24 protein-coding genes are annotated in these 23,812 nt (G+C 59.5%); 9 read left to right on the top strand and 15 right to left on the bottom strand.

What is annotated here, in order from left to right; translation table 11 throughout:
* Positions 1–143: 143 nt before the first annotated feature.
* Both BN1012_RS11185 and BN1012_RS11180 read right to left on the bottom strand, forming a co-directional pair.
* Positions 144–659 carry a zinc metalloprotease gene (locus BN1012_RS11185; protein WP_043949683.1) on the bottom strand — a complete coding sequence of 172 codons (516 nt, stop codon included), beginning with the start codon at positions 657–659 and terminating at the stop codon, positions 144–146.
* Positions 660–2,579 carry an autotransporter outer membrane beta-barrel domain-containing protein gene (locus tag BN1012_RS11180; protein WP_043949682.1) on the bottom strand — a complete coding sequence of 640 codons (1,920 nt, stop codon included), beginning with the start codon at positions 2,577–2,579 and terminating at the stop codon, positions 660–662.
* 133 nt (positions 2,580–2,712) lie between these two features.
* On the opposite strand from BN1012_RS11180, the gene BN1012_RS11175 reads away from it, so the two are divergent.
* Both BN1012_RS11175 and BN1012_RS11170 read left to right on the top strand, forming a co-directional pair.
* Positions 2,713–3,354, top strand: coding sequence for a response regulator transcription factor (locus tag BN1012_RS11175; RefSeq protein ID WP_043950968.1), 642 nt, complete (start codon positions 2,713–2,715; stop codon positions 3,352–3,354).
* 22 nt (positions 3,355–3,376) lie between these two features.
* Positions 3,377–5,230, top strand: coding sequence for a sensor histidine kinase (locus BN1012_RS11170; protein WP_043949681.1), 1,854 nt, complete (start codon positions 3,377–3,379; stop codon positions 5,228–5,230).
* Positions 5,231–5,310: 80 nt separating this feature from the next.
* On the opposite strand, the gene BN1012_RS11165 is transcribed toward BN1012_RS11170, so the two are convergent.
* The 3 genes from BN1012_RS11165 to BN1012_RS11155 all read right to left on the bottom strand — a co-directional run bounded on the left by BN1012_RS11165 (position 5,311) and on the right by BN1012_RS11155 (position 8,951).
* Positions 5,311–6,450, bottom strand: a complete 1,140-nt coding sequence (locus BN1012_RS11165) for a zinc-binding dehydrogenase (protein WP_043950967.1) — start codon at positions 6,448–6,450, stop codon at positions 5,311–5,313.
* 246 nt (positions 6,451–6,696) lie between these two features.
* Positions 6,697–8,112: an MBL fold metallo-hydrolase RNA specificity domain-containing protein gene (locus BN1012_RS11160; protein WP_043949680.1), complete on the bottom strand. Its 1,416-nt coding sequence runs from the start codon at positions 8,110–8,112 to the stop codon at positions 6,697–6,699.
* Positions 8,109–8,951 (bottom strand): LOG family protein, encoded by an 843-nt coding sequence (locus BN1012_RS11155; RefSeq protein ID WP_043949679.1) that lies wholly within the window; start codon positions 8,949–8,951, stop codon positions 8,109–8,111. The genes BN1012_RS11160 and BN1012_RS11155 overlap by 4 nt, the downstream gene beginning before the upstream one ends.
* A 379-nt stretch (positions 8,952–9,330) precedes the next feature.
* On the opposite strand from BN1012_RS11155, the gene BN1012_RS11150 reads away from it, so the two are divergent.
* A complete protein-coding gene (locus BN1012_RS11150; protein ID WP_043950966.1) occupies positions 9,331–10,272 on the top strand; it encodes a sterol desaturase family protein in 942 nt (313 codons plus the stop codon).
* Between the two features lie 5 nt (positions 10,273–10,277).
* On the opposite strand, the gene BN1012_RS11145 is transcribed toward BN1012_RS11150, so the two are convergent.
* The gene (locus BN1012_RS11145; protein WP_052535124.1) at positions 10,278–10,862 is read right to left on the bottom strand and encodes a TetR/AcrR family transcriptional regulator; all 585 of its coding nucleotides are present in this window, start codon (positions 10,860–10,862) and stop codon (positions 10,278–10,280) included.
* A gap of 118 nt (positions 10,863–10,980) precedes the next feature.
* Here BN1012_RS11145 and BN1012_RS11140 point away from each other — a divergent pair, with 118 nt between their 5' ends.
* Positions 10,981–11,886, top strand: coding sequence for a sterol desaturase family protein (locus BN1012_RS11140; protein WP_052535122.1), 906 nt, complete (start codon positions 10,981–10,983; stop codon positions 11,884–11,886).
* Positions 11,887–11,928: 42 nt separating this feature from the next.
* Positions 11,929–12,636, top strand: a complete 708-nt coding sequence (locus BN1012_RS11135; protein WP_043949678.1) for a type 1 glutamine amidotransferase — start codon at positions 11,929–11,931, stop codon at positions 12,634–12,636.
* On the opposite strand, the gene BN1012_RS11130 is transcribed toward BN1012_RS11135, so the two are convergent.
* Together BN1012_RS11130 and BN1012_RS11125 are read right to left on the bottom strand one after the other, a co-directional pair.
* Positions 12,633–13,304 (bottom strand): RluA family pseudouridine synthase, encoded by a 672-nt coding sequence (locus BN1012_RS11130; RefSeq protein WP_197538301.1) that lies wholly within the window; start codon positions 13,302–13,304, stop codon positions 12,633–12,635. The two genes, BN1012_RS11135 and BN1012_RS11130, sit on opposite strands and share 4 nt — an antisense overlap.
* On the bottom strand, positions 13,301–13,885 hold the full coding sequence (locus BN1012_RS11125; RefSeq protein WP_043949676.1) for a TetR/AcrR family transcriptional regulator: 585 nt from the start codon (positions 13,883–13,885) through the stop codon (positions 13,301–13,303). The genes BN1012_RS11130 and BN1012_RS11125 overlap by 4 nt, the downstream gene beginning before the upstream one ends.
* 100 nt (positions 13,886–13,985) lie before the next feature.
* Here BN1012_RS11125 and BN1012_RS11120 point away from each other — a divergent pair, with 100 nt between their 5' ends.
* A complete protein-coding gene (locus tag BN1012_RS11120) occupies positions 13,986–14,360 on the top strand; it encodes a nuclear transport factor 2 family protein (protein WP_043949675.1) in 375 nt (124 codons plus the stop codon).
* Between the two features lie 6 nt (positions 14,361–14,366).
* Here BN1012_RS11120 and BN1012_RS11115 read toward each other — a convergent pair whose 3' ends face one another.
* From BN1012_RS11115 to BN1012_RS11105, 3 genes are all read right to left on the bottom strand, one after another.
* Positions 14,367–14,909: a PAS domain-containing protein gene (locus tag BN1012_RS11115; RefSeq protein WP_043949674.1), complete on the bottom strand. Its 543-nt coding sequence runs from the start codon at positions 14,907–14,909 to the stop codon at positions 14,367–14,369.
* Between the two features lie 184 nt (positions 14,910–15,093).
* A complete protein-coding gene (locus tag BN1012_RS11110; RefSeq protein ID WP_043949673.1) occupies positions 15,094–15,558 on the bottom strand; it encodes a flavodoxin family protein in 465 nt (154 codons plus the stop codon).
* Positions 15,559–15,581: 23 nt separating this feature from the next.
* Positions 15,582–16,796 carry an acetyl-CoA C-acyltransferase gene (locus tag BN1012_RS11105; RefSeq protein ID WP_043949672.1) on the bottom strand — a complete coding sequence of 405 codons (1,215 nt, stop codon included), beginning with the start codon at positions 16,794–16,796 and terminating at the stop codon, positions 15,582–15,584.
* A gap of 115 nt (positions 16,797–16,911) precedes the next feature.
* Here BN1012_RS11105 and BN1012_RS11100 point away from each other — a divergent pair, with 115 nt between their 5' ends.
* Both BN1012_RS11100 and bfr read left to right on the top strand, forming a co-directional pair.
* Positions 16,912–17,829 carry an alpha/beta fold hydrolase gene (locus BN1012_RS11100; protein ID WP_043949671.1) on the top strand — a complete coding sequence of 306 codons (918 nt, stop codon included), beginning with the start codon at positions 16,912–16,914 and terminating at the stop codon, positions 17,827–17,829.
* 68 nt (positions 17,830–17,897) lie between these two features.
* Positions 17,898–18,383 (top strand): bacterioferritin, encoded by a 486-nt coding sequence (gene bfr, locus BN1012_RS11095; RefSeq protein WP_043949670.1) that lies wholly within the window; start codon positions 17,898–17,900, stop codon positions 18,381–18,383.
* A 114-nt stretch (positions 18,384–18,497) separates the two neighbouring features.
* On the opposite strand, the gene BN1012_RS11090 is transcribed toward bfr, so the two are convergent.
* The 3 genes from BN1012_RS11090 to BN1012_RS11080 all read right to left on the bottom strand — a co-directional run bounded on the left by BN1012_RS11090 (position 18,498) and on the right by BN1012_RS11080 (position 19,910).
* Positions 18,498–18,704, bottom strand: coding sequence for a (2Fe-2S)-binding protein (locus BN1012_RS11090; RefSeq protein ID WP_043949669.1), 207 nt, complete (start codon positions 18,702–18,704; stop codon positions 18,498–18,500).
* A gap of 235 nt (positions 18,705–18,939) precedes the next feature.
* Positions 18,940–19,167, bottom strand: a complete 228-nt coding sequence (locus BN1012_RS11085; RefSeq protein ID WP_043949668.1) for a hypothetical protein — start codon at positions 19,165–19,167, stop codon at positions 18,940–18,942.
* 98 nt (positions 19,168–19,265) lie between these two features.
* Positions 19,266–19,910, bottom strand: coding sequence for a TetR/AcrR family transcriptional regulator (locus tag BN1012_RS11080; protein ID WP_043949667.1), 645 nt, complete (start codon positions 19,908–19,910; stop codon positions 19,266–19,268).
* A 116-nt stretch (positions 19,911–20,026) separates the two neighbouring features.
* Between BN1012_RS11080 and BN1012_RS11075 the strand changes: the two genes are divergently transcribed.
* Complete coding sequence (locus BN1012_RS11075) at positions 20,027–21,415, top strand: flavin monoamine oxidase family protein (RefSeq protein ID WP_043949666.1); 1,389 nt, start codon at positions 20,027–20,029, stop codon at positions 21,413–21,415.
* A gap of 53 nt (positions 21,416–21,468) precedes the next feature.
* Here BN1012_RS11075 and metE read toward each other — a convergent pair whose 3' ends face one another.
* Positions 21,469–23,790 (bottom strand): 5-methyltetrahydropteroyltriglutamate--homocysteine S-methyltransferase, encoded by a 2,322-nt coding sequence (metE, locus tag BN1012_RS11070; protein ID WP_043949665.1) that lies wholly within the window; start codon positions 23,788–23,790, stop codon positions 21,469–21,471.
* Positions 23,791–23,812 lie beyond the last annotated feature (22 nt).

Below are 23,812 nucleotides of genomic sequence, written 5' to 3'. Positions count from 1 at the left end.
CGGGGTGTGTGCCTATGCCAGCGGATAAGGTGAGGGGACAATTTACGTAGCGGCATGCTTTGCTTGCGCATGGCCGCGCCCGAGCGATTGCTGCTTTGGTTGTGTAAAACACGCCGCGCAGGGCCCTTTTGCAATCGTCCTGACTAGAGGCGCTGCATGTTTCGCCGGAGCGTATCGCACTGGCTTGGGGTAAAACTGCACAGCTCGCAGCCATGGGGTGACATCAGGTTGATGCTGTGGAGCGGCGTGTGGCGCAGGCCCAGCACATGGCCAAGCTCGTGGGCGAGTGTCTGCCTGTGGTCGAGGGCAGTGCCCGAGGCATCCATCCACGCAATCTCGACAATGGACTGGCCATCGAGATCAAAGGCGCGGCCTTCAACGGCTTTGCCGGCGACGGGAGGCAGTGACGCGACGAAACGAACTTTTGGAAGATCTGGCTTCGTTGCTTTTAGCAGATGTGTTTCGAGCCTTATGCCGCACTGAGCATATCGGCGTGTTGCGGATTTGAGTTGAGACTGCACCGCACCGGCGGGCCAAGCTGCAGCCGCCTCGATTGACACGTGCACCTTGGGTGCGGTGTCGGAAAGCGATGCCTGTCCCGCACATCCTGTTGTGAGCAGGAGGATGCCCAGAGCCACATATTTCGGCCAGTGGCGCATCTACCAGGGCACACGCAGCTGCAGTGAGACGCCGGTGGTGTCCAGATTATTGCGGAAGGCGAGGTGGTTGACTTGAGCAAGCACGGAGGCGTTGCCCCAGTTACGTTCGATGCCTCCTGATATGGAGGCGTCCAACCGATCAAGATCATTTGCCAGTTCAATGGTTGCGTAGTTCACGCTCGTCCCGCCAAAGACACGCCAGCCGTCGGCCGGAAAGATATCCATGCGGCCGGCGAGGGACGACGTTGCGGTGTTGGTGCTGGAGTCTGAAATCGTCAGTCCTATGGTGTCTGTGTATCCGTCACTGCTGGTGTGAAAATAGGACTGATTGATGCCGCCGGTTATGGCAATCCACTGGCTGAGGCGGCGTTGCGCGCTCAAGCCAATTGCGCCGCCATAGGTGTGAGACAGATAGTCTGCGTTCGCGATACCCGCGCGGGTGATATCGTTTTTGGTTCGCGCATACACAAGAGAGCCCGTCGCAGCCAGTCCTTCATCCAGCTGATAGACGGCATAAGGCGCGATGGCCACTGAGGTGCTGTCTGTAGATGTGCCCGTACCGGTCTTATCGTCACTGTCCGAAACGGCGACGTTGATCCCCAAGCCAGCAACCAGGCGCTCTGTGAAGCGCGCCTGAATGCCTGCGGACACATTGACGTCGTCTGCCTCCACATTACGTCCAACCTGCTTGTCGGTTGTGGCCCGATATCCGGTTGCCACAAAGAGCTCAATGCCACGACTGCGCAGCGCATCGAAGGGGCCTGTACCGGGACCTGCAAACTGGTTGTCCGATTTGAGGGCCGCAATGAGGCTCTTCAGTTTTGCGATCCTGGCTTGTACCGGCGGTATCTCGATCCGGCGGATGGAGTTGATGGTGCCATCAGCCATATTGATTGCAGCCTCCAGGTCAACAATGTCGCCGCTGAGGGCTTCTATCTTGTTTTCATTGCTGGCGATTGTGTTGTTGATCGTCGTGATGCGGTCCTGAGACTGCGAGATTTCAGTTTCAATGCGCTTCCGTCCCGCCTCTGCTTCAGGATGGGCGGCTTTTGCCGCAGCCAGATCATTGGCGGCTACTTGAACACGGAGGTTTGCCGCGCTTAGGTAGTTTGTTGCGGCTTTCAATCCGATGCCTCGGTTGAGCAGGTCTTGGGCATCCTGGATGGATAGCTTCCCGTAGTTGGAGACGATCGACTGCCAGTAGCTCTGGTTCTGCAAGGCTGTTTGGTAGGCTGAAAATGCTTTGTCGTATTGCTCGGTGCCGGACTCGTAGTCAGCCAGCTTTTCTTTCAATGCTTCTTGGTTGACCTGTTCGTTGGCGCGATCATCCGCCAGCGTTTTGTTGTCATCTGCGAGCCGGGTCTGATCGTCTCTTGCACGTTCTATTTCACTTTTGATGTCGTCTTTTTGTTGGTTGAGATTCTCAATGTTCCCGTTCAGACGAGCCAGGTCGTTCAAAGCGTCCTGCAGCTGGTTTTGGTATGATTTGAGCAGGTCCGCATTGTCACTCTCTTCTTCCGGTTCTTCCTTCGCTTCCTCCTCAACGCGGCCCAATTGTTCTAGGGCGCGATCCAGGCCCAGGCGCTGAATGAATCTGTCGAGCACGCGTCCCTGCTTTATCTCTTCGAGGTCACGATCAATTCTCTGCTGCAGTTCACCCTGCGGTATCGGCGTCATGCCCAGACTTTGCGTCGGTGTGGGTGCTGCGCACGCAGATGAATTGGCTTCGTTGAACACCGGGTTTGGTGGCTCGACGATGGTAAGCGTACCGCCGGCGCAGGTGCACACGGCACCAGCACCAATGCCTGTGGGGCAGGACACAGCCGTCTGGGCTGCGGCGGTGCCTGGCAACGCCACGTAAACAATGGCGCACAGGGCTGCCAAAGCAAGTTGAAGACGTGTGCTGTAATGCGCAAACATGGTCTGAAACTCCCCGATGAGATGTTCGCGGAGAGTGTGGGGTGCGCCGTGTACGGACAACCTACGACTTGTACCTAGAGCATAGGTAGAACTACCTATGGACAAGGGCGCTAAAGCAGCGGAGTTTTGGGCTATGGTGGAGACTGAAAACCCGAAAAAACGGCTGTTGCTGGTCGATGATCACGCCTTGATGCGGGATCTGCTGGCGCGCGAGCTGGCGGAAGGCGCCGGCATTGAGGTTGCGGGACAGGCAGGGTCCGCTGAGGACGCGTTGGAGTTGATTGGGCCGCTGGACCCGGATTTCCTGCTGGTTGATGTGGCCATGTCCGGCATGGATGGCATTGCGTTTGTCGAACGTTTGAGGGCGAGTGGAGACATGCGGCCTGTGCTCATGCTGACGATGCACCGCGATCGACACATTGCGCATCGCGCGCTGGAAGCTGGTGCCACCGGCATTGCGCTCAAGCAGGATACACTTGAAAGCCTGGTCTTTGCCGTCCGGCAGACTGCCGTTGGGGAGCGTTACATCAGTGCGGCACTGCTTGAAGACGGTCTGTTGTCGGACAAGGGCGGCGTGGCCAGCCTGACCGCGCGGGAACGGGATGTTCTGGCGTTGATTGCGCAAGGGCAGTCCACACAAGCGGTGAGTGGTACGCTTGGCCTTAGTCCACGCACGGTGGATGCTCATCGACGTAACATCATTGCAAAGACGGGCGCCCGCAATGCCGCGCATATGACCAGGCTTGCGATCAGCCTTGGACTTGCAGACGCCTGACCGCATTTGGGGGAGTGGTTGCATGAGGGAGGCGTGGCGTGTTGTCGGGAGCATCGTGCTTACGCTGTGTCTTGCAGTGTCCGCTCATGCTGCCAGCCCGGACGAGCCTCTCTTCAATCTGCCTCTTGAGGGCGTGCATGCGTTTTATCCAGGTGATGACCCTGCGTTTGCATCTGTCGCCTTTGATGATGGTGATTGGCCCACGCTTTTGGTGCCGGGCAAGTGGAGTGAAAGCGGGGTTTCCGTTTCAACCTATGTTGGGTGGTACCGCATTCGGTTTGTTGCGCCGGACGACCTGCCCGCTGGCAAGCTGGCGCTTGAATTAGGCCTCATCAGCTGGGGCGATGAGACCTATTTCAACGGCGAACTGATTGGCGGCGAGGGATTTTTCTCCAGGACGTCGCCGCAACTGCGTAGCTATGCACCATCGATCTACCGTGCCTACCCCATACCCGTAGGGCTTCTCAAGCCGGGGCAAGAGAATGTCATCGCGGTGCGTGTGGGGCGGCATTTCAATGAAGGTGGCTTTGTCGGCGGGCCGGTGCAGATCACCGACCGGGAACCGGCGTTGGAGCGTGCTGAGCAAAACCGAAACCAGGCAGCGGCCGTGCAATGGGTTTTGTTCGGCATAGACATTGCGGCGCTCATCTTCATTGGGGCCGCCTATTTTGGCGGCGTGCGTGGTGCCCTTTTCTGGTCGTTCTGCGCCATGTGGGCCACGCATTTTGCTTTCATCTTCACCAACTCGCAGCTGACCTATGAGCTTGGCCTGCAGTCCTTGATGGTGAGCTGGGTCGGCATTCTCCTGTTGGGGGTGAGCCTGTACCTGTTCTACGACTTTTACACGCGGGCCTTGGGCTGGGGGCGGTTTTTCCCGATGACGGTGCTTGCCACCCTGTGTGCGCTGATCCCGCCGATCGTTTTTGTGGTTCGCTGGGCTGACTGGCCGCACTCATTGTCCTTTGCGCTTGATCTGGCGTTCCAGGCCACAACAACCAGCACGATGCTGTGGTCGTTCTTCTGTGCGGTGGTGGCGTGGCGTGGCGGTGTGCGGCATGCATGGCCGCTGGCAATGTCCGGTCTTGTTCTTGTGGTGGCATGGATGGCGGTGGCTTTGTTTGCCTCTACCGATGCGGTTCTTCAGTGGGGCGGCATTGGGGTGGAGGTTGGTGCCAAGCTCATTCTGCTCGGGGCTGGCGTATCGCTGGGCATTCACTTTCTGGATCAAAGTAAACGGCTGGCGCGGGCGCGCGAGAGTGTGTTGAGCGCACAGACCGAAGAACGCGGCCGGATCGCGCGCGACATTCATGACAATGCGGGGCAAAGCCTTGCGGCCATCAATCTGAAGCTGCAGAGCCTGCAGGCAAAGCAGGCGCGCGGTGACACGGTGGATGCCGGTGATCTGGAAGATGCGCTGTCATTTGCCAGCGTTGCTAGCCGGGACCTGCGTGACATGTCGCATGATCTTGCCCCTGCCATGACCGCAGACGAGCCGCTTGAGGTGCTTTTGCGTGACCATGCCCAGCGGCTTGGTGAAATCACGGGTACGCAGATTGACGTTGTGTCTGATGGGCCGCCGGAGCTGGGGCCGCAGGCCAAGGATCATGTCTATCGCATCATTCAGGAGGCGCTGCGCAATGCGGTGTCCCATGGCAACGCAGACCGCATAGAGATTGTCCTGTCACGGCAGGGGGGCGGCTTGAAGGTCAGTATTCAGGACAATGGGTCCGGTTTTGATGAGGATGCGGCGATGCAGTCAGATGGATTTGGACTGACATCGATCCGTGAGCGGACGGACCTGGTGTCCGGGCGTGTGACGATAGAGGCAAAATCTGGTGAAGGCAGCGTGGTCGAGGTTTTTGTGCCTGTGGGGTGACGCGTCTTTTGGTTTTCAATGAAAAAGGCCCGCACCGGAATGCGGTGCGGGCCTTCTTTGTGTCGAGGAAGCTTTGCTTCCTAGATGTCTTTCTGGGGGCAGATGAGGAACTTCTCGCCTGTTGTCTTCGCCTGATACTTGCGAACGACATCTGCCTGCAGGGCTTCTGTCAGGGAGATTTCGTCGGTGTAGTTACTGGCGAAGGTTGTCTTGAGTTCGTTGGCAACGCGGGTGCGCAGACGGCCCGCCACTTCAAGGCCTGCCTTGGCAAGGAAGTTCGGCAGCAGCCAGCCACCAACGCCCCAGGCCATGCCATAGCCGCGGGTCAGGGTGGTGGGGGATGTGTCGAGGCCGCCATAGAGGAAGACCTGCTTATGCGCGACGGAGCCGTAGATCGAGTAGGCGCCTGGTGTGCGCGCCGCAGCGCCTTCCATTGCGCTGAGGATGGTTGAGGCAAGCGTGCCGCCACCAGTAGCGTCAAAGGCCAATGTTGCGCCGGTTGCATGGACGGCATCTGTCAGGTCAGCGAGGAAGGTGTCGCTGCTGCTATCAACGATGTATTTCGCGCCCATGGCCGAGAGGATGTCGGCCTGTTCTTTCTTGCGCACGATGTTCACAAGCTCAACGCCGTCTGCCTGGCAGATGCGGTTGAGCATCTGGCCAAGGTTTGAGGCAGCTGCTGTGTGGACCAGCGCTGTGTGGCCATCCATACGCATGTTCTCAACCATGCACAGAGCGGTGAGCGGGTTGACGAAGCTGGAGGCACCGTCCTTTGCCGTGTTGCCATCCAGAAGCGGCATGCACATGATGGCATCAACACAGCGGTACTGGCCGTACATGCCGCCGCCCATGGCAGCAACAGTCTTGCCCATCAACGCCTGTGCTTCCTTGTCGTCGCCAGCGGCAACAACAGTGCCGGCCCCTTCATTGCCAACGGGAAGCGGCTGGCCGATGCGGGCCGTCATGACGCGCATGCCCTGGGATGAGACGGGTGCCGACAGTTTTGTTGCGGCACCGGAGCCGGCGGTTGTGGACGCGGCTGCGTCCGCCATGCCGAACATGACGCCAAGGTCAGATGGGTTCACCGGGGTGGCTTCCACCTTGATGATGACCTGACCGGGCTTGGGCGTTGGCATTTTCTGCTCGACCAGTTCCATGCGGAGTTCGCCATCCTCGGTGAGGGTAGACAGCATCTGAAGATAGGTTGCGGGCAAAGACATGATGGGCCTCATTAGGTTGATTGAATTGCAAAGTTGGGCGGACGCTATCACGGACCCGCCACGGTGCGCATGCGATTTTCCTTCGGGGAATGCTTTGACTTGTGAACCGCCGTGGACCGTTTTGCAGCATGAGCTGGCGCCGAGCAGTGCGGGCAAACTGAATTCTGGATCACAGGATAAGTACCAATCTGCGGTGAGCTGCCCCTTTGCGACGTTTGCTGACCGGCGGTCGCCGGTGGCCTGAAGCTAGACAGGCAAGAGGACAAAGGACTCGCCGTGCTCCGGCAGTTGGGTCTGCCATCCAAGACGATTGCTGATTTCATCTGCCAGTGCTGAGGAAGCTCCGGGTTCGCCGTGCATGACAAAGGTCTGTTTTGGAGGATGTTTGAAGGCGCTTAGCCAGTTCAACAACGCTGCCTGGTCGGCGTGGGCAGAGAACCCGCCCAGTGTATGAACACTGGCACGGACCGTCACGTCCTCTCCGAAGATCCGGACACGATGAGCACCATCGACAAGGCGACGGCCCAAAGTGCCCTCTGCCTGAAAGCCCGTTATCAACACAGCGTTTTGCGGGCGGGGCAGGCCATGGCGCAGATGATGTTTGATCCGCCCTGCGGTGCACATGCCGCTGGCGGATACGATCATTGCGCCACTTTGAATGGTATTGATGGCCCGCGATTCATCGACGCTGCCGGTAAATGTGACATTGGGCACGCCGTCGCCATTGGCTTGCCAGGCCGCCAGATTCCTGGATTGAGCATCGAACAGCTCAAGATGCTGCATGGTCAGGCGGGTAACGGCGGTGGCCATGGGCGAGTCGACGAACAGGTTGATGTTTTGCAGTCGGCCTATTCGGGTCAGGTGATTGACGTAGTAGATTATTTCCTGGGTCCGTCCAACGGCGAAGGCCGGCACGATGATGTTCCCACCCAAATCGTTGAGCGTGTGTGTCACGACCGAAACAAATTCTTCGATGGTGTCATCAAGGTTCTTGTGCTGGCGGTCGCCATAGGTGGATTCAATGAAGAGGATGTCTGCTTCTTCGATCATGGTTGGGTCGCACAGGATTGGTCGGTCGGGTTGTCCCAGATCACCGGAGAATACCAGTTTGCGTTCTGCATCCGACTCCTGGAGCCAGATCTCGATAATGGCCGACCCCAAAATGTGTCCGGCATCGCGCAGTTGAAACCGTACAGTTTCATGGGCTGACGCTGGCTCGTCGTAGTCCAGACTGCGTACCTGTTCGAGTACGGCTTCCACGTCTTCTATCGTGTAGGCGGGTTCGTTGAACTGGCCGTTGCTTTTCTTCTTGTGGTTTTGGCGCTTTCGCTTTGCGCGTTCGGCTTCCGACTGCTGAATGTGAGCGCTGTCGCGCAACATGATGTCCAGGAGGTCGGCCGTGGCGTGGGAGGTGTAGACCGGTCCGGTAAAACCATGCCGCCGGAGTTTTGGCAGCAGGCCGCTGTGGTCGATATGGGCATGGGTGAGCAGGACGAAATCGATCGTGCCGGGATCAAAGGAAAATGGCGCATGGTTCTTGCTGTCTGCGTCGCGCCCACCCTGAAACATGCCGCAATCCACCAGGAAGCGAACGCTGTCGGTTTCAACCAGGGTGCAGGAGCCAGTCACTTCCTGGGCGGCGCCGTTGAATGTGACTTTCACGCAGGCTGCTCCTGATGGAACTTGTCGATGATGTCCACGGCCTCATTGGCGGTTTCAACTGTTTCAAACAGGTTGATGTTGTCTTCCTCCAGCATGCCTTCCTCGACCAGGAAGTTGAAATCAATCACGCGCTGCCAGAAGGCCTTGCCGATGAGAACAACGGGGATGCGCAGGATCTTTTGGGTCTGGATCAGTGTCAGGACTTCAAACAGCTCGTCCAAAGTGCCGTAGCCACCGGGAAAGGCGACCAACGCCTTTGCACGCAACAGGAAGTGCATTTTGCGGATGGCGAAGTAGCGGAACTGAAAGCACAGCTCCGGACTTGTATAGGGGTTGGGTGCCTGTTCGTGGGGGAGCGTGATGTTGAGACCAATCGAGCGGTTGCCGGCCTCCTTGGCGCCGCGATTGGCGGCTTCCATGATGCCCGGTCCGCCACCCGTGACGATGACATAGTTCTGGCCGTCACCATTCTGCAGCCGCTTTGACACGAGGCCGGAAAAGGCCTGCGCTTCGGCATAGTATTTGGCGTACTCCACCTGTTTGCGGGCGCGGGCCAGCTGTGACGGCGATGCGGTATTGCTGCCGGTCGCGTGTTCCAGAGCTTCAAGCTGTGCGGCTGCCACATCGGGCGGCAGGACGCGGGCACTGCCGAACACCGGAATCGTCGAGCGGATGCCTTCGCGGCGCAAAGAGAGTTCTGGCTTTAGAAGTTCGAGCTGAAGGCGGATCGGGCGCAAATCATCCGTTGCGAGAAAATCAATGTCGCGGGACGCAAGCCGGTAGGCATCACTCTTGTGCGGCTCGGTGCTGGTTGTGTCGTCGTCCTGTCCTGTTGTCATTGGCAGCTGTCCGCTGACATGTGCATGGGTGATTTCATGTGTTGATCCCCTTCTTTGTTCGGCCGTTCCCTTTTTCCAAGGTGTCCGATTTATGTCGAGTGTAACCCGGCATCGCGTGGAAGTGTTAACCTGATCGGGTCCTGGGTGATTGCCAGGTCGATGCTGAAGACCCGCAATCCGGGACGGATTTCCCGGCTTTTTCTCCGTGCGCGCCTGGCATATCCGCCGACGTGTAGTGGGGGAGTGTCGCCTTGTTGCATCGGTTGCGACATAGTTGCCCGGCACGCGCTTGCGGGCCGAGGGGTGGCCGCGGGTGTGATAGGGTCTGCGCAAAGTGATTTGGCGCGCCATGACGGCAGCCGCCCGGGACAAACCTGCCATGACACCCAGTGATCAGCCTCAAGCGACTGTGGATGCTGCGCCTCTTTCGGGGCTGCGGGCGCTCGTCAGCTACACGGCATGGCCGGCGTTGATGATCTCCTGCATCACTCTGACCGCCCTTGGCATGGCCTATGACCAGCCCATTCTGGGCTTCAACGGTGCTTACGTGCTGTTGGGGATCACGCTGCTCTTGCTTGAGCGGTGGATGACCCATGAGCGCACCTGGCTGGCAAGCGACGGACAGACCTTTGCCAACATCGCGCATACGCTTTTGAACAAGGGCATGGTGCAGGCCGCTGCTGCCGTGACGACGCTTATTGTTGTCGTGGAAGCGGTTGATCCGCAGCCGGGCATGTTGTGGCCGACGGAATGGCCGCAATGGGCGCAGATCATTCTGGGGCTGTTCATTGCGGAGTTCGGTTTTTACTGGGCGCATCGGCTGGGCCATGAAGTGTCATGGCTGTGGCCGTTCCATGCGGTGCATCATTCGGTAACACGGCTTTGGGTCATCAACACCGGGCGGTTCCACTTTGTGGATACGGCGCTGAGCGTGGCGCTCAGCCAGCCGCTGCTTTATCTCGCGGGCGCACCGGTTGAGGTGTTCATGTGGGTGGGGGGCATTACCGCATTCAGCGGCTTGCTGACCCACACCAATGCGGACCTCAAGACGGGGTGGTTGAACTATGTCTTCAATACGCCGCAGCTGCATCGCTGGCACCACTCCAAGGTGGTGGCGGAGGGCAACTCCAACTATGGCGAAGTGCTGATGGCCTATGACCTGCTGTTTGGCACATGGCTGTTGCCGAACCGGCGGCCACCGGCGGATATCGGCATTCGCGAGGAGATGCCTGCGGGCTTTGGCGGGCAGCTGGCTTATCCGTTCCGCACGCTCAAGAACATGCGCAAGGCGCGCGCTGCTGCGGTCATCCCCGGCGAATAACACTCTTAGCTGTTTGACGTCATCAGGTTGGCCACATGGGTGTGGACGGCCTGCTTTGCGTTGGTCTTGTTGCTGGCGGTCGGGTTGATGGCGGCGATGAGGCCCAGGCCATCCAGCACGCCCATGAGAATGCGGGCTTCGTGCTCTGCGTCAGTTTTGGGGGCGACGGCCTTGATGAGGGGGGCCAGCGCCTTGATCCAACCTGTGTGCCTGGCGTCGTTTTCCTTTGCCAGGTCCGGGTTGGATGCCGCGGCGGCCCAAAAGGCAATCCACACTTTCCACTCCAGCTGACGGGTCTTGTCGAGGGGCAATCCTTCTTCAAGACATAGAATGAGTTTGTCCTGCGCTGGCAGGTCGCGGGAGAGCAGGGCATCTGTCCTATCGCCGGCTGCGCCATTGACCGCACGAAGGGCGGCGAGCACGAGGGCCTCGCGATCCGCGAAATAGTGGGTGATGCGGCCGGTGGTGCAGTGGGCAGCCTCAGCCACCTTGCGCATGGTCAGGCCTTCCAGGCCTTCTGCGGCGATGACCTGCCAGCTTGCTTCCACCAGTTCGGCGCGTCGGGCGTCATGATCAACGATTTTCGGCATGGCATGAGTGTAGCTGAATTGCGGTCTTTACAAAACACTTGTTTTGTAATAATTATTGCGTAACGTATGTTTTGTAAAAGAACACCGACCTAAGAAACAGGACTTTCAGGAGGGCGACATGCTGGATTTTCTCAATGGACTGCTGGCGATCCGAGATGTGGACCAGATCTGGCTGCTGATCGGCTTTATCGGCATTGAAGTCGGTCTCGTCTGGCTGCTGCGCAAGAAATACTATGAGGCGACGGACACGCTATGCTCGGTGACGCTGGGTCTGGCCTATGCGCTGAGCATTGCACTGGCGGCAGGCACGGTGCTGGCTGTCTATTACTGGATCCATCAGTTTGCGGTCACCGATATCAACTGGACGGGCAGTGTGGTTGCGATCCTTGGCGCCTATGTCATCGTCGACTTCCTGTTCTACTGGTATCACCGGGCGATCCATGAAGTGCGGCTTGGCTGGGCGGCGCATGTGAACCACCACTCAAGCCAGTTCATGAATGCCGGCACAGCGCTGCGCTCGTCTTTTGTGGAAGCGTGGTTTGAGCCGATCTTCCTGATCCCTGCCGTGCTGCTGGGCATGGACCCGCTGATGGTCGTGGCGCTGATCTCGCTGAACCATCTGTATCAGTACTGGCTGCACACGCGGATCATCGGCAAGCTCGGCCCGATGGAGTGGATCATGAACACGCCGTCGCATCACCGGGTGCATCACGCGTCCAACATTCGCTACTGCGACAAGAACTATGCGGGCACGTTCATTGTGTGGGACCGGCTGTTCGGCACGTTTGAAGCGGAGCGCGATGATGAGCCCTGCGTGTTTGGTATTCGCCACCAGCTTGAAACCCGCAATCCGATCAAGGTGACATTCCATGAGTGGGTCGCGATCTGGCAGGACATGCGCACCGCGCCGTCGCTGCGGGCTGCCTTTGGCTATCTGTTTCAACCGCCGGGATGGTCGCCGGATGGCAAGGGGGAAACCACGCGGGCGGTTCAGGCTAAAGCGCGGGCTGACGGGCTGATCTGACGACGGTGTTTGTAACCTTGGGGTCCGTGGTATTGAGGTGTCATGAAAATCGGCATCCTCAAGACAGGGCATATCCCCCGCAGGCTGGCTGACCGTCATCCTGATTATGACGTCATGTTTATGAACCTGCTGGCGGGGCTGGGGCTCGACTTTGACGTCTATGATGTCGAGCGCGGTATGTTTCCACCGTCTGTAGGTGCGGCGGACGGCTGGCTGATTACCGGGTCTGCGTGCGGGGCGTATGAGGACCACGCTTGGATACCGCCACTTGAGGATTTCATTCGCGACGCCCGGGCGCAGAGCGTACGGACGATTGGCATCTGTTTTGGACATCAGGTGCTGGCCCAGGCGATGGGCGCGCGGGTTGAAAAGTTTTCCGGCGGGCGCTCCATGGGCGCTGTCGATTATGACCTGCCTGACATTGGTAGGACTCTGACGCTTCTGGCGTTTCATGGCGACCAAGTGATGACGGTGCCAGACGGGGCGAGAGTCATCGCGTCCAGTTCCTTCTGCAGGATTGCCGGCCTTGCCTATGACGATGACCATGGCCGCCCGTGGGCCATGAGCCTGCAGCCCCACCCAGAGTTTGATGCGCGGTATGAGGTAGACCTGATTGATGCGTACAGCGATGGTCTGCCGGGGGATGCCGTCGAGGCGGCAAAGGCGTCGCTGAGTTTGCCGCTTGCCAATCAAACGGTGGCGGATCGCATGGCTGCGTTTTTCAAGACGGGTCTGTTTGACGCGGCCTAGAACGGTGTGCGGGCGAAATAGGTCATGGGCGTGCCGCCATCCGGGTGGCGGAAGGTGAGGGCGAGGGCATGCAGTTGCAGGCGATCGGCCTTCGCGAGCACGTGATCATCTGCATAGAAGTTATCGCCCAGGATGGGATGGCCCAATTCGCACATATGAACACGCAGCTGGTGCGAGCGGCCTGTTTCGGGGCGCAGCAGCAGGCGGGTGACATATGCTTCGCGGTCCATGACCTGCCAGTGGGTGATGGCGGGGCGGCCGTCTTGATGATCGACCATCTGTTTGGGGCGCTGGTCCGGGTCTGTGCCAAGGGGCAGATCTATGGTGCCGCTGTCGCCTTCCACGTGTCCTTCGACCCGCGCCACATAGTGTTTTGTGGTGCGGCGGCTTTCAAACTGGCGGCTGAGATGCCGCTGGGCCCGGTGATGGCGGCCCATGATGAAAACGCCGGAGGTATCCTTGTCCAGCCGGTGAATGAGCTTGATGCCGGGATAACGCTCTTCCGCGCGGGCCACCAAACAATCTTCAAGGCCGGGCCTGTTGCCGGCCACGCTGAGAATGCCCGGCTGCTTGTTGAGGATCAGAATGTCGTCGTCCACATGCAGCACATCCAGATAGGGCTCCATGGGAGGCGCGTACTCAAACGGGCGGAGGGGTGCTGGCGTCATTTGGGGCGCGGCAATGCATTGAGGAAGGAGGTGAGCGTACGCTCCACTTCCTTGCGGGTGCTGTCGCCGAATTCCAGGTGCAGATAGGCCGCTTCCGCCATCAAGGCGTTGAGCATCCGGGCTGTGATGGCCGGTGAGGGGAGGTCGATTTCACCGGCAGCCATGGCGGCCTCAAGGGACCGCGTCATGGCTGCGAGGCTGTTTTCATCCTCAATGGCCTTGGCCCGTCGCCAGCCAAGGGCCTGCGGGCCCAGGTCGAACAGCACGCGGGCGGTGGTTGGCTGCTTGATCTGGTCCAGCCATGCGAGGGCTGACTTTCTGAGAGCCTCCAGCGGTGAGCGTGTGCGGGCAGCGCTTCGGGCCGCAGCGGTGATGGCTTCGCGGGAGGTTTGCGCATAGATCGCCTCGGCAATATCGGCCTTGCTGGCGAAGTGATGGTAGAGGGCGCCTTTGCTGAGGCCGGTTGCATCCAGAATCATCTGGGTGGTTGTTGCCTCATATCCATGGCGCAGCATCAGCCGCTTTGCGTGTTTCAGCAAAGCAGCGCGTGTCTTCTCCCGACGGTGTACCTGAAGCGCCATGAGGTCTTTTACGCAAAAGTTGCTCCGGTCAAAAGCCTTTACGTGCGATGATCCATTCTATATACAAACCGCTGGTCGGTTTTATTTATGGAGATATCTCATGTCCGCAATTCCTCCCAGCCTTGAGGCCATGATGGCAGCCTGGAATGAAAAAGATCCCGCGAAGGTTCGGGGGCATCTTGAGGCTGCGCTGTCGCCAAACGTGCTTTTTGTTGATCCGGACAATTATGTGGTCGGTATCGATGCGTTCGAGACGATGGTCCACAAATTCCGTGAGGACATTGCCGATGCGAAAGCGGAACGGACGAGCGGGTTCAATGTTCACCACAACCGCTACCGCTATACGTGGATGGTTTCTTCAGGCGGCACGCCGGTGATGCCGGGCATGGATGTCACGGAACTTGATGACGCCGGCAAGGTTGTGCGCGTCGATGGATTTTTCGGCGACATTCCTGAACTCGAGGCGTCCAAGTAGAACCGGTCAGCTCGAACAGGGTACAGGCTGGATGAAGAGCCCGCCAAGTACCCACGGTGTTTCGCCGTCGGCGCCGATCATGGGCACATGCACGATTTCCATCTGCAGAAATTCGCGATCAATCCCGAGAAACGTGCCGCGGGTGATGCGGGTGTTGCCGTTGATGGCGACGTCACGATAGTCGCCGGCATTGCGTTCGGCATCCGCTGCCTCATAGGCCTGCGAAATGCACAGGCCGGTGGCGTCCACACCCACGTGCTCGACAAGCCCCTGGCCGACCAGGCGGAAGCGCCAGTCGTTCCCATCGGCATCTACAGGTTCCAGCATGAAGAGATCCGGCATGATGCCGAGCAATTCACGGCAGGGCATGTTCGTACGCTGAGGAAAGACGCCGCGGGCCTGATGAGATTTGTAGTAACTCAGAAGGGTCTGACCACCCTCGCTTGTTGCGGTATCGCAAATGGTCAGCTGCGTGCGGATTTGGTGTCCGCCTTCGATGACGTCATTGGCCGTAAGGGCCGCTGGTATATCGCTTGCCAGTGATGACATCGACAATGCCCCGGAAAAACGCCCCTGAAGGGTGCTGCAGACGCACAGTCACGAGGGACTTACCCAGCGATAAATGTGCTTGAAACTACACATATAACGGGTGTTGTTTAATGAAGTCTCTAGATACCAATCTGGATTATTGGCGCATTTCCTGCGGGTCCCGGGTGAGACGGCACAACCAGAGCTAGAAAACGCCAGCTTCAAGCCCGGCGGCGAGCGTCATGCCGATTTCGCTGCATGAGGGCAAAAAGGCGTCGTCCCACTCTCCCTTGCAGATCAGCGGATCGCTGACCTGTTTCCAGCGCAGGCCGGTGAGAATGGTATCAAGGCCGCGCTTTGTGCCGGTGCCGTCATTGCCGGCGCGGATGACAATGGCGCAGGGCAGACCCTGTTTCTCCTCCAGCACCGGATAGTAAGTGCGGTCGAAGAAGTCCTTCATGGCGCCGGACATGTAGCCGAGATTTTCAGTTGTCAGCAAAATGATGCCGTCGGCTGCCATCACGTCATCAGCAGCCGTATCGAACGGTGAACGGACATCAGGCGTGATGCTTGCAATGTCAGGGTGCTGCGCGCCCTCCAGCACAGCGTCGCGCATGGCCACCGTATTGGGTGATGGCGCATGGGCGACGATGAGCAGGCGCTTTGTCATGGGGCGAGACTATTCAGTGTTGGTTATTCGGCACGTTCAAAGATGGCAGCAATGCCCTGGCCAATGCCGATGCACATGGAGACGAGGGCGTATTTCTTGTCCTGTTCCTCAAGGGCGCGAATGGCTGTGAGTGCCAGGCGGGCGCCGGATGCGCCGAGCGGATGACCGATGGCGATGGCGCCGCCATTGGGGTTCACGCGTGGATCATCAAAGGTGATGTCCATCTGCTTGAGGCAGCCGAGTACCTGGGCGGCGAAGGCCTCGTTGAGTTCCAGCACGTCCATGTCCTTGAGGGACAGGCCGGCACGGGCCAGGGCCTTCTTGGAGGCGTCCACCGGGCCAAGGCCCATGACGCGCGGCTCGACGCCAGCGATGGCGGCCGAGACAAGGCGGGCGCGGGGCTTGAGGCCAAGGCTCGTGCCTTTGTCTTCGTTACCGATGATGAGCGCTGCGGCACCATCATTGATGCCTGACGCATTGGCGGCAGTGACAACGCCACCTTCGCCGTGGATGGGGCGGAGTTTCTCAAGACCTTCAACAGTCGTGCCCGGGCGGGGGCCTTCATCAGCGTTGCAGATTTCCGGCGGGGCCTTGCGCTTGGCGGCGGGCACTTCGAGATCCATGATCTCGTCGGCAAAAAAGCCCCGGGCGAGGGCGGCTTCATATTTCTGGTGGGAGGCAGCGGCGAACGTATCGGAGTCGGCGCGGGTGATGCCCAGGCGCTCTGCAATGTTCTCTGCTGTTTGCGGCATGGTGTCGTTGCCGATGCGCTGCAGCAGATCGCGGTTGGGGAAGCGCCAGCCGATGGTGGAATCTTCCAGCTGCTGACCACGGTCAAACGGGCTGGTGGCTTTTGACATCACAAGTGGTGCGCGGCTCATGCTTTCAATGCCGCCGGCAATGAACATGTCGCCTTCATCGCACTTGATGGCGCGGCCCGCATCCATGACGGCGGCAAGGCCTGAGCCGCACAGACGGTTGACGGTAAGGCCACCGGTTTTTTCCGGCAGGCCTGCAATGAGGGAGGCATTGCGGGCAATGTTGCGACTGTCTTCACCGGCCTGGTTGGTGTCGCCGAGGATCACGTCTTCCACAGCCGCGCTGTCGAGCCCGGAGCGCGTGAGCACTTCACGGATGGGGGCCGCAGCCAGCTCATCGGTCCGCAGGCGGGACATGGCGCCCCCGTGGCGGCCAAAGGGGGTGCGGACACCATCGAAAATGACGGGCTTTGCGGACATGGCTGTTGTCTCCGGCTAAACTTTTTGGTGGGCAAAGGCTTAAGCTGCGCAGGTTTTTGGTGCAAGGTCTTGATAATGTAACGCCCACTACAAACTACGCCTGGAGGCGTCTGCCATGGAATTCGTTCGCACCCCTGATGTGCATTTTGAAAATCTGCCGGACTGGCCTTATGCCCCGCATTATCTGGAGTGGGAGGGCTTGCGGGTTCACCACATCGATGAAGGCCCGAAGGATGCGCCGGTGGCGCTGCTGACCCATGGGGAGCCCACCTGGGCGTATCTCTCTCGCAAGATGATCCAGCCGTTGCTGGATCTGGGCTTTCGGGTGATTGCCTATGACCTTGCGGGCTTCGGGCGCTCGGACAAGCCGGTGGATGACGCCTGGTATGTAATCGAGCGCCACTGCGAGCGCATCCGCCATCTGATTGAGACGCTGGATCTCACGGACATCACGGTCTTTGTGCAGGACTGGGGCGGGCCGACCGGGCTGCGGCAGGCGGTGGATATGCCCGAACGGTTCTCGCGCCTCGTGATCATGAATACGTGGCTGCACCATGACGGCTATGAATATTCGGACGGCATCAAGTTCTGGCGGGACTCAGCCTGCAACCCGTTATGGCTGGCGGCGATGGAAGGGTACTTCCCATCCGGCGGCATTGTGGCCCTCTCATCCCGCCGGCCGGAGACTGATCATGCGGCAATCAGGGCGGCATATGAGGCGCCCTTTACAGCCGGTGGCGAGAGCCGGGCCGGGACACGACGGTTCCCGTGGTGCATTCCCAACTGGGAATATGAGGCCGGCAACGGCAAGGATCAGGAGCGTTGCTTTGAAGCTCTCAAGACACCGGGCAAGCCGGTGCATGTGATCTTCGGCGACGCGGATGGTGTGTTCACGCCGGAATGGGGCAAGCAGTGGGCGTCGATGATCGACGGCGCGACCTTCGACACGATCCCCAATGCGGGCCACTTCGTGCAGGAAGAAGCCGGCGACGAGGTGATCGAGGTGTTTGCAAAGCGCGCCGGACTTGCCTGATGGTGCGTGCTAGGGTGCCGCGAAGCTAGGAACCCGATTCACCAAAGTATGCGTAGGGATAAGCCGCAATGAAGGGCGAAAAGGTCGTCATCGACCACCTCAACAAGATTCTCAAAAACGAGCTGACCGCGATCAACCAATACTTCCTGCATTCGCGGATGCTGGAGGACTGGGGTCTGTCGAAACTTGGGGAACATGAGTACGACGCGTCCATCGATGAGATGAAGCACGCGGATGAACTCATCAAGCGCATCCTGTTTCTGGAAGGCCTGCCCAATCTTCAGTCGCTCGGGCAGCTGCGCATCGGTGAAAATGTGGAAGAGGTGATTGCCAGCGATCTTGCGCTTGAAGTGGAGGCCATTGGCGACCTGAAAAACGCGCTGGCGGATTGCGAAAACCTGCGCGACTACGTCAGCCGCGACCTGTTTGCATCCATTCTGGAGAGCGAAGAAGAACATGTGGACTGGATCGAGACCCAGCAGAGCCTTATCGAGAAGATGGGCCTGCAGAATTATGTCCAGCTACATACCGAGTCAAAAGGGCCAGAAGCGTAGGCTTCTTTTCCGGCATATCGGTTTGCGAGATCTTAAGCGCGTCGTCGGAAACCCGGCGGCGCGTTATTGCGCAGGTGTCTCGCTCAAGCTGGGCGCGCCAGAGAAACATGGGTGTCAGTCCGCCGCGTTGCTGAAAGCGGCGTGGGACGCGGTACGTGCCGCGTGTACCTGGTCAACAATCTTGGTCGCCGTGTCGAGGCAGCCGCCGCAATTGGGACCGTTGCCCAACGCTTCATAGGCTTCACACGCCGTGCGGGCGCCCTTGCGGGCGGCGTCGGCGATCTGGGTATCGCGGTAGGCATTGCAGCTGCAGACAAACATCGTCGGAAACCCTCGAGTCTCGGTTGATGTTTAGACAATAATGAGAGCTATTCGCATTTTCAAGTGCTTCTGACGATGACGGTTAATCTGCCGCATCATCCAGACCGGCTGAAATCGGCGGTTTTCGCCTGTCAGAACGAAAAAAGGCAGCGCCGGGTTCCGGTCGCTGCCTTTTTGGATAGGTGACTGATCCGGTCAAATCAGGGACCGGGAGGGTGTGGACCCAGTCGTCGGCTTAGTCGTCCACAGTGCTTTTGACGAAGGTCGCGGCGTAATACATGTCGCCGTCGAACAGGATGTCCGGATCGCCGAGACCGTCTGTCACCTGAAACTGGCGCGGGGTGATGCCGCCGTCGAGACGGTATCCCTTTTCAGCCATGTGGCGACGGTGAAACTCCATCGCGGCAGGGGTGAATTCCTTGGCCAGAACAGTGATGCGGTCGGGCAGGTTTTCGTCGGACATCTGGTCAAAAGCCTTCTTGAAATTCCGGGTCAGAATCCGGGTTTGAATGCGGGCGGAGTATGGCGAAAACCACCTGCAATGTCGATGGGTCGGGTGTTTCAGACCGATTTAAGACCATCGATGATTGTGTTCGTGATGTCATCAATGACGGCTTGTGTTTCGCCCCAATCGTACTCGGGAATGGTGATCAGGTTCAGGGCCGTGCCATTGATGCTGGCGATACAAATGCTGGTGATGCGATCCGGGTCATGGATGCGTAACAGACCCGCGTCAACGGCTGTCCCGGCGACTTCGCGGATAAGTCCAAGGCTGCTCATCGCTCCGGCCTCATCGGCAAAGTAAGTGCCGTCGGGCCCCTGGGGCTCGTCCTGGATCAGAAAGATGGCGCGAAAGTCGTCCGGCCGCTCCAGCCAGAAGCGGATCGTGGTGGTCATCAGCGTATGCAATTGAGCCAAAGGATCGTGATGCGTTGCGATTGCCTGGCGCAGCTCGTTGCCAAGCTCGCCAAAAATGTCTTCCCACAGAACACGCAGCACGGCCCGCTTGTTGGGGAAATAGGCATAGAGCGCTGCCGGGGCGCAGCCCGCAGCAGCGGCCAGCTTTCGCATGGACACGCCCTCATATCCGTCCCGGGCGAACAGGTCTCTTGCGGCGCGCTTGATGCGGTCGCGCATCTGCGCTGTGTCAGATGGGGTGCGGCGAGGACGCCCGCGGGCCACTGTTTTCTGGCGGATATCGGTCATGGAGTGCTGATACCACAAAAACCACTTGATTAAAATAAACGCGTTTACTAAATTATCCTCAGTCAACCGAGGGCAAGCTAATTCCGGCTGCCGGGATCTCGTGGGAGGGTTCGCTGATGAGTGAGCAACAAGGAACAATCGACCGCACCGTGGATGTGGCGGTGGTGGGTGCGGGCATGGCCGGCATCAAGGCGGCGCTTGAGCTGGAAGCGCGCGGGCTGAATGTCTGCGTGCTGGAAGCCCGCGACCGTGTCGGTGGTCGTTTGAAGCCTGGACACATTGCCGGTCACAAGATCGATAATGGTGGCCAGTGGGTGGGGCCGCAGCAGAAGCTTCTATTGGCGGAAGCTGAAACCCATGGTGTTGAGAAGTTTGACCAATACCGCCAGGGCAAGTCGGTGCTCGACTTCAAAGGCAAGCAGTCGCTGTCCAGCAGTGATGTGCCGAAGATGCCGTTCGTATCGCTTCTCGACCTGCAGCGCACCGTGTCGAAGCTTGACGCGCTGGCATTCTCCTTGCCGTCGGACGCACCGTGGAGTGTCAGGAACGCGGCTGGTCTCGACGGTCAGACCTTTGAAACATGGATTCAAGCCAATTGCTGGACCGAGTACACGCGCGAGTTCCTGCGCATGGTCACGCGGTCACTCTTGTGCTGCGAGCCCAAGCATGTCTCGTTCCTCTATTTCCTCGAATATGTCCGCGGCGGCGAAGGGCTGGACATCCTGCTCGGCGTCAAAGGTGGCGCGCAGGAAGCCAAGTTTCGTGGCGGCGCCCATCAGATCACAGAAAAGATGGCGGCGAAGCTGAAATCACCGGTCATCTATGAGGCCCCCGCCCGGGCGATCACCCAGCATGATACGCATGTGGAGATTGTGACTGACCGCGGGACCGTGACAGCCGAAAGAGCGGTGATCGCCATTCCGCCGACACTGGCGAGCCGGATCAATTTTGCCAATTCGCTTCCGGTCAGGCGGGATCATCTGATGCAGCGCATGCCGATGGGAACCGTAATCAAGGTTCATGTCGCCTATGACAAACCGTTCTGGCGTGACAAGGGTCTGTCCGGCATGGGCGTGAGCGACCTGATGCCCTGCAACGTGTTCTTTGATCAGTCTCCGGAGGATGCCTCCTGCGGCATTCTTGTCGGCTTCATTGATGCTGATGCGGCTGCCGAATACTCGACTGCCGGTGACAACGCACGCCGTCAGGCGGTGATTGACTCTGCGACCCAGTTCTTCGGACCGGAAGCCAAAAATCCTATCGACTATGTGGATAATGACTGGACGTCCGAGGAGTGGAGCAAGGGCTGCTATGTGGCGCATATGGCGCCGGGCGTCATGACCACATTCGGCGCGGCGCTACGTGAACCGTGCGGTCGCATCCACTGGGCGGGGACGGAAACCGCAACACAGTGGCAGGGCTACATGGATGGGGCGCTGCAGTCCGGCATCCGCGTGGCGGCAGAGATCGCCGACCGACGCGGCCTTGCGATGGCGGCTGAGTAGGCGTTGATGCTCAGAGGGGACAACTCCGCGTTGTCCCCTCCGGCAATAGCGGTTTAGGCAGACAGCTTGTGACGTGCTGCCTTGGCGGCGGTCACCATGTTGGTGAGGGATGTTTCCACTTCCGGCCAGCCGCGGGTCTTGAGGCCGCAGTCGGGATTGATCCACAGTTGTTTGGGGTCAATTACATTGGCTGCTTTAGAGATCAGGCGTTCGATCTCGTCTGCATCGGGCACGCGTGGGGCATGAATGTCCCAGATGCCGGGGCCGATGTCGTTGGGGTAGTGGAAGTCGCCGAAGGCGCCCAGCAGTTCCATATCGGATCGTGACGTTTCGATGGAGATGACGTCCGCGTCGAAAGCGGCGATGGCGTCCATGATGTCGTTGAATTCCGAGTAGCACATATGGGTGTGGATCTGGGTGGCGTCCTCTACCGGTGAGCCTGACAGGCGGAAGCAGTTGACCGCCCACTCAAGATACGCCGCCTGATCTGCTTTGCGCAGGGGCAATCCCTCGCGGAGGGCCGGCTCATCGATCTGGATGATGCGGATGCCGGCTTTTTCGAGGTCGGCGACTTCATCGCGGATGGCGAGGCCGATCTGGCGGCAGGTGTCTTCGCGGCTCTGATCATCGCGCACAAAGGACCATTGCAGGATCGTGACCGGGCCGGTGAGCATGCCCTTGACCGGGCGATCAGTGAGGCTCTGGGCGTATTTCGTCCAGTCCACGGTCATGGGGCCGGGGCGTGACACGTCGCCAAAGATGACCGGGGGGCGGACGCAGCGTGAGCCGTAGCTCTGCACCCAGCCATTGGAGGTGAAGGCAAAGCCGTCGAGCTGTTCGCCGAAATATTCCACCATGTCCGTGCGCTCGAATTCGCCATGGACCAGCACATCGATGTCGAGTTCTTCCTGTTTGCGGATGGTGGCTTCGGTTTCGCGCTCAAGAAACGCACGGTAGTCAGCGTCGCTCAGCTCGCCGCGCTTGTTAGCGACACGGGCCTTTCTGACTTCGACGGTTTGCGGGAAGGAACCGATGGTCGTGGTGGGCAGGGGCGGCAGGCCCAGGTCAGCCTGTGCTTTTTGCCGGTCCGCGAACGGGCTCTTGCGGTCCGTGGCTGACGCATCCAGAGAGGCGATGCGGCCGCGTACCAGCGGGTTGTAGGTGTGCTTGGAGTTGGCGCGGGTGGTGGCGGCTTCCGTGCTGGCGCGCAGGGTGGCTGCAACCGTTTCTTCGCCGTCCCACAGGCCACGGGCCAGGGTTGAAATCTCATCCAGCTTTTGTGTGGCGAAGGCGAGCCAGCTTTTGAGTTCCAGGTCGAGTTTGCTTTCAAGGCTCACATCCACCGGTGTGTGCAGGAGAGAGCAGCTGGATGCAATTTCGATGTCGCCTTCATGGTGGCACGCGAGCTCTTTTGCCCGCGCAAGGGTCGGCGACAGATTGGTGCGCCAGATGTTGCGGCCATCCACCAGCCCCAGTGACAGGGTCTGATCTGGGGAGAGGCTGGACGCAACCGCTTTGACGTCGTCATCGCCGCGCAGGCAGTCCAGGTGCAGGCCTGCGACGGGCAGGCTGGTGGCCAACTCCTGGTTGTCGCCGAGACTCCCAAAATAGGTGGTGAGCATGATCTTCGGTGCGACCGTGGCGAGGGCGGCATAGGCCTGTTCGAACGCATCGGCCGCATCGGCTGGAAGGTCTGTTACCAGCACCGGCTCGTCGATCTGCACCCACTCAACGCCTGCTTTCTTCATCGCGTTGAGGAGGTCTGCATAGACCTTAAGTAGCTGCGGCAGCAGGGAGAGGGGATCAAGCCCGTCGCTCTTGGACTTGCCGAGCAGCAGGAATGTCAGCGGTCCGACGAGGACCGGGCGGGTTGTGATGTCGAGGGTGCGTGCTTCCTGCCAGGCATCCAGCGGTGTTGTGCGGGCGAGGGAGAAGTGGGTCGCGTCGTCAAACTCTGGCACGATGTAGTGGTAGTTGGTGTCAAACCACTTGGTCATCTCCATGGCCGGGGCGGTGTCGGTACCGCGGGCGCAGGCGAAGTAGGTGCTGTGGTCAACGGGCGTACCAGGCTGCCAGCCGAAGCGTTGGGGAATGGCGCCGACAAGGGCGATCATGTCGAGCATCTGGTCGTAGAACGAAAAGTCATTGGATGGGATGACGTCGATGCCGCGCTGGCGCTGGGCAAGCCAGTGTCGGGTGCGCAGCTGGGCGGCTGTTTCGTCCAGCGCTTCGGCATCGCTCTCGCCGCGCCAGAAGGCCTCTGTGGCGAATTTGAGTTCCCGGCGGGCGCCGATGCGCGGAAAGCCGAGCACGGCGGCGCGGACGGATTTTTGATCTTTGGACCTTGGTGAGGCGGGCGACGTGGATTCGGTCATGGCAGGCGGCTCCCTGAAAAGC

Origin of the sequence: Candidatus Phaeomarinobacter ectocarpi (genome assembly GCF_000689395.1) — a bacterium.
GTDB classification, from domain to species: domain Bacteria; phylum Pseudomonadota; class Alphaproteobacteria; order CGMCC-115125; family CGMCC-115125; genus Pyruvatibacter; species Pyruvatibacter ectocarpi.
The sequence above is the reverse complement of the archived record's forward strand: the minus strand, read 5'-3'. Positions and strand labels throughout refer to the sequence as shown.

Bases quoted from the DNA above. Each gene is read 5' to 3' on its own strand.
- BN1012_RS11145 (WP_052535124.1), bottom strand. From the start codon at position 10,862: ATGCCGAAAATCGTTGATCATGACGCCCGACGCGCCGAACTGGTGGAA.
- BN1012_RS11110 (WP_043949673.1), bottom strand. From the start codon at position 15,558: ATGACAAAGCGCCTGCTCATCGTCGCCCATGCGCCATCACCCAATACG.
- BN1012_RS11175 (WP_043950968.1), top strand. From the start codon at position 2,713: ATGGTGGAGACTGAAAACCCGAAAAAACGGCTGTTGCTGGTCGATGAT.
- BN1012_RS11170 (WP_043949681.1), top strand. From the start codon at position 3,377: ATGAGGGAGGCGTGGCGTGTTGTCGGGAGCATCGTGCTTACGCTGTGT.
- BN1012_RS11155 (WP_043949679.1), bottom strand. From the start codon at position 8,951: ATGACAACAGGACAGGACGACGACACAACCAGCACCGAGCCGCACAAG.
- BN1012_RS11130 (WP_197538301.1), bottom strand. From the start codon at position 13,304: ATGACGCCAGCACCCCTCCGCCCGTTTGAGTACGCGCCTCCCATGGAG.
- BN1012_RS11090 (WP_043949669.1), bottom strand. From the start codon at position 18,704: ATGTTTGTCTGCAGCTGCAATGCCTACCGCGATACCCAGATCGCCGAC.
- BN1012_RS11100 (WP_043949671.1), top strand. From the start codon at position 16,912: ATGGAATTCGTTCGCACCCCTGATGTGCATTTTGAAAATCTGCCGGAC.
- BN1012_RS11150 (WP_043950966.1), top strand. From the start codon at position 9,331: ATGACACCCAGTGATCAGCCTCAAGCGACTGTGGATGCTGCGCCTCTT.
- BN1012_RS11105 (WP_043949672.1), bottom strand. From the start codon at position 16,796: ATGTCCGCAAAGCCCGTCATTTTCGATGGTGTCCGCACCCCCTTTGGC.
- BN1012_RS11075 (WP_043949666.1), top strand. From the start codon at position 20,027: ATGAGTGAGCAACAAGGAACAATCGACCGCACCGTGGATGTGGCGGTG.
- BN1012_RS11135 (WP_043949678.1), top strand. From the start codon at position 11,929: ATGAAAATCGGCATCCTCAAGACAGGGCATATCCCCCGCAGGCTGGCT.
- bfr (WP_043949670.1), top strand. From the start codon at position 17,898: ATGAAGGGCGAAAAGGTCGTCATCGACCACCTCAACAAGATTCTCAAA.
- BN1012_RS11085 (WP_043949668.1), bottom strand. From the start codon at position 19,167: ATGTCCGACGAAAACCTGCCCGACCGCATCACTGTTCTGGCCAAGGAA.
- BN1012_RS11180 (WP_043949682.1), bottom strand. From the start codon at position 2,579: ATGTTTGCGCATTACAGCACACGTCTTCAACTTGCTTTGGCAGCCCTG.
- BN1012_RS11165 (WP_043950967.1), bottom strand. From the start codon at position 6,450: ATGTCTTTGCCCGCAACCTATCTTCAGATGCTGTCTACCCTCACCGAG.
- BN1012_RS11185 (WP_043949683.1), bottom strand. From the start codon at position 659: ATGCGCCACTGGCCGAAATATGTGGCTCTGGGCATCCTCCTGCTCACA.
- BN1012_RS11120 (WP_043949675.1), top strand. From the start codon at position 13,986: ATGTCCGCAATTCCTCCCAGCCTTGAGGCCATGATGGCAGCCTGGAAT.
- BN1012_RS11115 (WP_043949674.1), bottom strand. From the start codon at position 14,909: ATGTCATCACTGGCAAGCGATATACCAGCGGCCCTTACGGCCAATGAC.
- metE (WP_043949665.1), bottom strand. From the start codon at position 23,790: ATGACCGAATCCACGTCGCCCGCCTCACCAAGGTCCAAAGATCAAAAA.
- BN1012_RS11125 (WP_043949676.1), bottom strand. From the start codon at position 13,885: ATGGCGCTTCAGGTACACCGTCGGGAGAAGACACGCGCTGCTTTGCTG.
- BN1012_RS11140 (WP_052535122.1), top strand. From the start codon at position 10,981: ATGCTGGATTTTCTCAATGGACTGCTGGCGATCCGAGATGTGGACCAG.
- BN1012_RS11080 (WP_043949667.1), bottom strand. From the start codon at position 19,910: ATGACCGATATCCGCCAGAAAACAGTGGCCCGCGGGCGTCCTCGCCGC.